Below are 4,752 nucleotides of genomic sequence, written 5' to 3' on the forward strand. Positions count from 1 at the left end.
GGGAGCAAGCTCCCTCGCCACAATGAATCCAACCAGCCTTACTCAAGTGAACAACAATGCCGAAATCTCCGGGCCATTATTCGGAGGGCACGTATTCTACAACTTCCAGATCGAAACCGGATATCGCATTAAATTTCATCGGTGCGCTCATCAGGCGCATTTTACGCACGCCCAGGTCGCGAAGGATCTGCGAACCGGCACCGACGATGCTGTAGGTGGTCGGTTTTTTCACCGCTGCCTGATCGCCGGTTTCACGAATGTGCGCCAGCAGCACGTCGCCATCGAGCGGGTGGCCGAGCAGCAACACCACGCCGCTGCCGGCCTCGGCCACCGCGGCCATGGCGGCCCGCAGGCTCCAGCGGCCGGGTTGCTTGACCATCAGCAGGTCGCGCAGCGGGTCCATGTTGTGCACGCGCACCAGGGTCGGCTCTTCGGCGCATACAGTACCCAGGGTCAGCGCCATGTGCACGTCGCCTTCCACCGAGTCGCGGTAAGTCACCAGGTTGAACTGGCCCAGTTCGCTGTCCAGCGGCTGCTCGGCAATCCGCTGAACGGTACGTTCGTGGATCATCCGGTAGTGGATCAGGTCGGCGATGGTGCCGATCTTGATGTTGTGTTCGGCGGCGAAGGCTTCCAGTTCCGCACGACGGGACATGGTGCCGTCGTCGTTCATCACTTCACAGATCACGCCGCTGGGTTCGAAGCCGGCCATGCGCGCCAGGTCGCACGCTGCTTCGGTGTGGCCGGCGCGGGCCAGGGTGCCACCGGCCTGGGCCATCAGCGGGAAGATGTGGCCGGGGCTGACGATGTCTTCGGCCTTGGCGTCCCGGGCGGCGGCAGCCTGTACGGTGCGCGCGCGATCAGCGGCGGAGATCCCGGTGGTCACGCCTTCGGCGGCCTCGATGGACACGGTGAACTTGGTGCCGAAGCCCGAGCCGTTGCGTGGCGCCATCAGCGGCAACTTCAGCAGTTCGCAGCGCTCGCGGGTCATCGGCATGCAGATCAGCCCACGGGCGTGCTTGGCCATGAAGTTGATGTGCTCGGCCTTGCAGCACTCGGCGGCCATGATCAGGTCGCCTTCGTTCTCGCGGTCTTCGTCATCCATGAGGATGACCATCTTGCCTTGGCGGATGTCTTCAACCAGTTCTTCGATGCTATTGAGCGCCACGCGGCACCCCCTTGGGTCAGGATTTGAGGTAGCCGTTGGCGGCCAGAAAACTTTCGGTGATGTTACCGGCCCGCCGTTGGGAAGAGTCAGGCTCTGCGGCCTTGTCGCCCAACAGCAGGCGTTCCAGGTAACGGGCCAGCAAGTCGACTTCCAGGTTGACCCGGCGACCTGGCCGGTACGAGGCCATGATGGTTTCGCTCAGCGTGTGGGGAATGATCGTCAGCAGGAATTCGGCGCCATCCACCGCGTTGACCGTCAGGCTGGTGCCGTCGACGGTGATCGAGCCTTTATGGGCGATGTACTTGGCCAGCTCCTTCGGGGCGCGGATGCGAAACTCCACGGCCCGGGCGTTATCCGTGCGCGAGACCACTTCGCCGACGCCGTCCACGTGGCCGCTGACCAGGTGCCCGCCCAGGCGAGTGGTGGGGGTCAGGGCTTTTTCCAGGTTGACCGGGCTGCCACTCTTGAGGTCGTTCATGGCCGTGCAGTCGAGGGTTTCGCGGCTGACGTCCGCCAGGAAGCCGTTGCCTGGCAGTTCGACGGCGGTCAGGCAAACGCCGTTTACCGCGATGCTGTCGCCCAGCTTGACGTCGCTCAGGTCGAGCTTGCCGGTTTCGACGTAGACCCGCACATCGCCGCCCTTGGGGGTGAGTGCACGGATGCTGCCGATGGATTCGATGATGCCGGTAAACATGGAGTCCTCCTCGAGAACGGGCCGCCGCGTGAGCGAAAGCCGGGAATTATACGCTCGCCTGCGCGACGGGAACGGCGATGACTCGCCAGTCATCGCCCACGGCGCGGATTTCGGTGATTTTCAGCTGGGGAGCGTCCTTCATCTGCGCCAGCGGCCAGTCCAGCAGTGGCCGCGCCGAAGAACCGAGGAACTTGCCGGCGATGAAAATCTGGAACTCGTCCACCAGCCCCTGCCGGGCGAAAGCCCCCGCCAGGCGCGGACCAGCCTCCACCAGCACTTCATTGACATCCCGGGCAGCCAGCGCCACCAGCAGCCTACGCAGATCGACCTGGCCGTCATCGCCCGCCACGATCATGCATTCAGGACCGTTGGCGTATTGTTCTTCCACCGCCATGCAGGTAGCGACCAGCGCCGGACCGGCCTTGAAGAACGGCGCATCCAGCGGCACCCGCAGGCGCCCGTCCACCAGTACCCGCAACGGCGGACGGCTCATGACCAACGCAGTCTGCTCGGCATCCAGCCCGAGTTCATCGGCGCGCACGGTCAGCCGGGCATTGTCCGCCAGCACCGTGTCGGCGCCGGTCAGCACCACACTGGCTTGGGCGCGCAGGCGCTGGACCGCCGAACGTGCGGCCGGGCCGGTGATCCACTGGCTTTCACCGCTTTCCATGGCGGTGCGGCCATCCAGGCTCATGGCGAGCTTGACCCGCACGAACGGCAGGCCCTGTTCCATGCGCTTGAGAAAACCTTCATTGAGCTTGCGCGCCTCACCTTCCAGCACACCGCTTTCGGTGGCGATGCCGGCCTGGGCCAGGCGTTGCAGGCCGCGCCCGGCGACTGCCGGGTTAGGGTCCTGCATCGCTGCCACCACCCGCACCACGCCGGCATTGACCAGCGCATCGGCACAAGGCGGGGTACGCCCGTGATGACTGCAAGGCTCGAGGGTCACGTAGGCCGTGGCGCCCCGGGCGTTGTCACCGGTGGCCCGCAGGGCATGGACTTCGGCATGGGGCTCGCCAGCGCGGATGTGCCAGCCTTCGCCGACAATCTGCCCGTCACGCACGATCACGCAACCGACCCGGGGGTTGGGGTGGGTGGTGTAGTGACCGCGCCGCGCCAACTCAAGGGCGCGGGCCATGTAGTGGGCGTCGAGGACGGCCTGCTGCGCCGGGACAGTCATTCTTTCACCGGTTCGCGGGCCAGGCGGTCGATTTCTTCACGGAACTCGTTCAGGTCCTGGAAGCGCCGGTATACCGAGGCGAAACGGATGTAGGCGACTTCGTCGAGCTTCTGCAGCTCGGCCATCACCAACTCTCCGACCACCAGGGACTTGACCTCGCGCTCGCCGGTCGCCCGCAGCTTGTGCTTGATGTGCACCAGCGCCGCTTCCAGGCGCTCGACGCTCACCGGGCGTTTTTCCAGGGCGCGCTGCATGCCGGCGCGCAGTTTTTCTTCGTCGAACGGCTGGCGGCTGCCGTCGGTTTTGATCAGGCGCGGCAACACCAGTTCAGCGGTCTCGAACGTCGTGAAACGCTCGCCGCAAGCCAGGCATTCGCGGCGGCGGCGGACTTGTTCGCCCTCGGCGACCAGTCGCGAGTCGATGACCTTGGTGTCGTTGGCACCGCAGAAGGGACAGTGCATGGTGGCAGGCAACAAAAAAAGGGAGGGCCATGGTAGCGCATCCCACTGGCAAGACAAGCCATAGGGTTTACGGTATACAGACGGGCTTACCGTCAGATCCATGGAATTCACCTTGCTGGAGCCACACATGCCGCTACGATCGCTCGTTTTGCTCAGTTTTTTCAGCCTGCTGATGGCGTGCAGCAGCGATGCCCCCAAGCCCGCCGCTCCCGCTCCGGCCCCCGCGCCGAAACAGGCCCAGGAAAAGGCCCGGCAGGCCACCGAGCTGGGACCGCTGCCGGCGTACCAGCGCGAGTTGAGCGGCACCCTGCAAGGCGTGCCGGCCGGAGCCGAAGTGGAACTGGCGCTGCTGGTGATCGACGACAAGGACCGTCCACAACAACTGCTTGCCAGTTCCAGCCTGATCGGCACCAACCAGGTCCTGCCCTTCCGCTTGCGCTTCAACCCGGAAGCCTTCCCGGTGGGCGCCCGCGTGGAACTGCGTGGCCGCGCCAGCCAGTCCGGCCAGTTGATCCTGCACTTGCCGGAACAACGCATCAGCCAACCGACCACCCAGGCGTTGGGCACCCTGCAATTCGTCAAAGCGCCATGAGTGCACCGCAAGACCTGCAACGGGCGTTGAGTGAATTGCTTGGCGACGCGCGTCTGGTGGCTTGTCCGCTACCCGGCGCTGACTTGAAGTTGTGGCTGATCGACGGCGACAACATGGACCGCGCCTTCAGCCCGGAAGAAACCCGGCGCATTCTCCACGAGCCGCCCTATTGGAGTTTCTGCTGGGCCAGCGGCTTGGCGATGGCCCGCTACCTCGCCGAGCAGCCGCAGTGGGTCGAAGGCAAGCGGGTGCTGGATTTTGGTGCCGGTTCCGGCGTGGCGGGCATCGCAGCGGTCAAGGCTGGGGCGCTGGAGGTGGTGGCCTGCGACCTCGACCCACTGGCGATTGCCGCCTGTCAGGCCAATGCTGCGCTCAATGACGTGGCGTTGGGTTATTCGACGGACTTTTTCGCCGAGGCCGATCGTTTCGACCTGATCCTGGTCGCCGACGTGCTCTACGACCGGGCCAACCTGCCACTGCTCGACCAGTTCCTCAGCCGTGGTCGCGAGGCGTTGGTGGCCGATTCCCGGGTGCGGGATTTCCAGCATCCGCTGTACCGGCGCATCGAAATGCTCCAGGCCATGACCCTGCCGGACCTGGCCGAGCCGGAAGAGTTTCGGCATGTGAGCCTGTACCACGCGCGGCGCTGACCCTGAA

General features: G+C 65.0%; 6 protein-coding genes. 2 read left to right on the top strand and 4 right to left on the bottom strand.

Annotation, left to right across the window (positions count from 1 at the left end; genetic code table 11):
- Positions 1-76 precede the first annotated feature (76 nt).
- Genes ribBA through nrdR form a run of 4 tightly spaced genes read right to left on the bottom strand, consistent with a single transcriptional unit; the run spans position 77 to position 3,503 of the window.
- Positions 77-1,168 carry a bifunctional 3,4-dihydroxy-2-butanone-4-phosphate synthase/GTP cyclohydrolase II gene (ribBA, locus tag J4E53_RS29730; protein ID WP_103311336.1) on the bottom strand — a complete coding sequence of 364 codons (1,092 nt, stop codon included), beginning with the start codon at positions 1,166-1,168 and terminating at the stop codon, positions 77-79.
- 16 nt (positions 1,169-1,184) lie between these two features.
- Positions 1,185-1,862, bottom strand: a complete 678-nt coding sequence (locus J4E53_RS29735) for a riboflavin synthase (RefSeq protein ID WP_103311338.1) — start codon at positions 1,860-1,862, stop codon at positions 1,185-1,187.
- A 46-nt stretch (positions 1,863-1,908) separates the two neighbouring features.
- Entirely contained in the window at positions 1,909-3,042 is a 1,134-nt protein-coding gene (gene ribD / locus J4E53_RS29740) for a bifunctional diaminohydroxyphosphoribosylaminopyrimidine deaminase/5-amino-6-(5-phosphoribosylamino)uracil reductase RibD (protein ID WP_103311339.1), read from the bottom strand.
- Positions 3,039-3,503 carry a transcriptional regulator NrdR gene (gene nrdR / locus J4E53_RS29745; protein WP_013694316.1) on the bottom strand — a complete coding sequence of 155 codons (465 nt, stop codon included), beginning with the start codon at positions 3,501-3,503 and terminating at the stop codon, positions 3,039-3,041. Before nrdR ends, ribD begins: the two co-directional genes overlap by 4 nt.
- Positions 3,504-3,630: 127 nt before the next feature.
- On the opposite strand from nrdR, the gene J4E53_RS29750 reads away from it, so the two are divergent.
- Both J4E53_RS29750 and J4E53_RS29755 read left to right on the top strand, forming a co-directional pair.
- Positions 3,631-4,095, top strand: coding sequence for a YbaY family lipoprotein (locus tag J4E53_RS29750; RefSeq protein WP_103311341.1), 465 nt, complete (start codon positions 3,631-3,633; stop codon positions 4,093-4,095).
- On the top strand, positions 4,092-4,745 hold the full coding sequence (locus tag J4E53_RS29755; RefSeq protein ID WP_103311343.1) for a methyltransferase: 654 nt from the start codon (positions 4,092-4,094) through the stop codon (positions 4,743-4,745). The genes J4E53_RS29750 and J4E53_RS29755 overlap by 4 nt, the downstream gene beginning before the upstream one ends.
- The last annotated feature ends 7 nt before the right edge of the window (positions 4,746-4,752 follow it).

It is taken from the genome of Pseudomonas sp. FW305-28, from assembly GCF_017351395.1.
Taxonomy (GTDB): domain Bacteria; phylum Pseudomonadota; class Gammaproteobacteria; order Pseudomonadales; family Pseudomonadaceae; genus Aquipseudomonas; species Aquipseudomonas fluorescens_AA.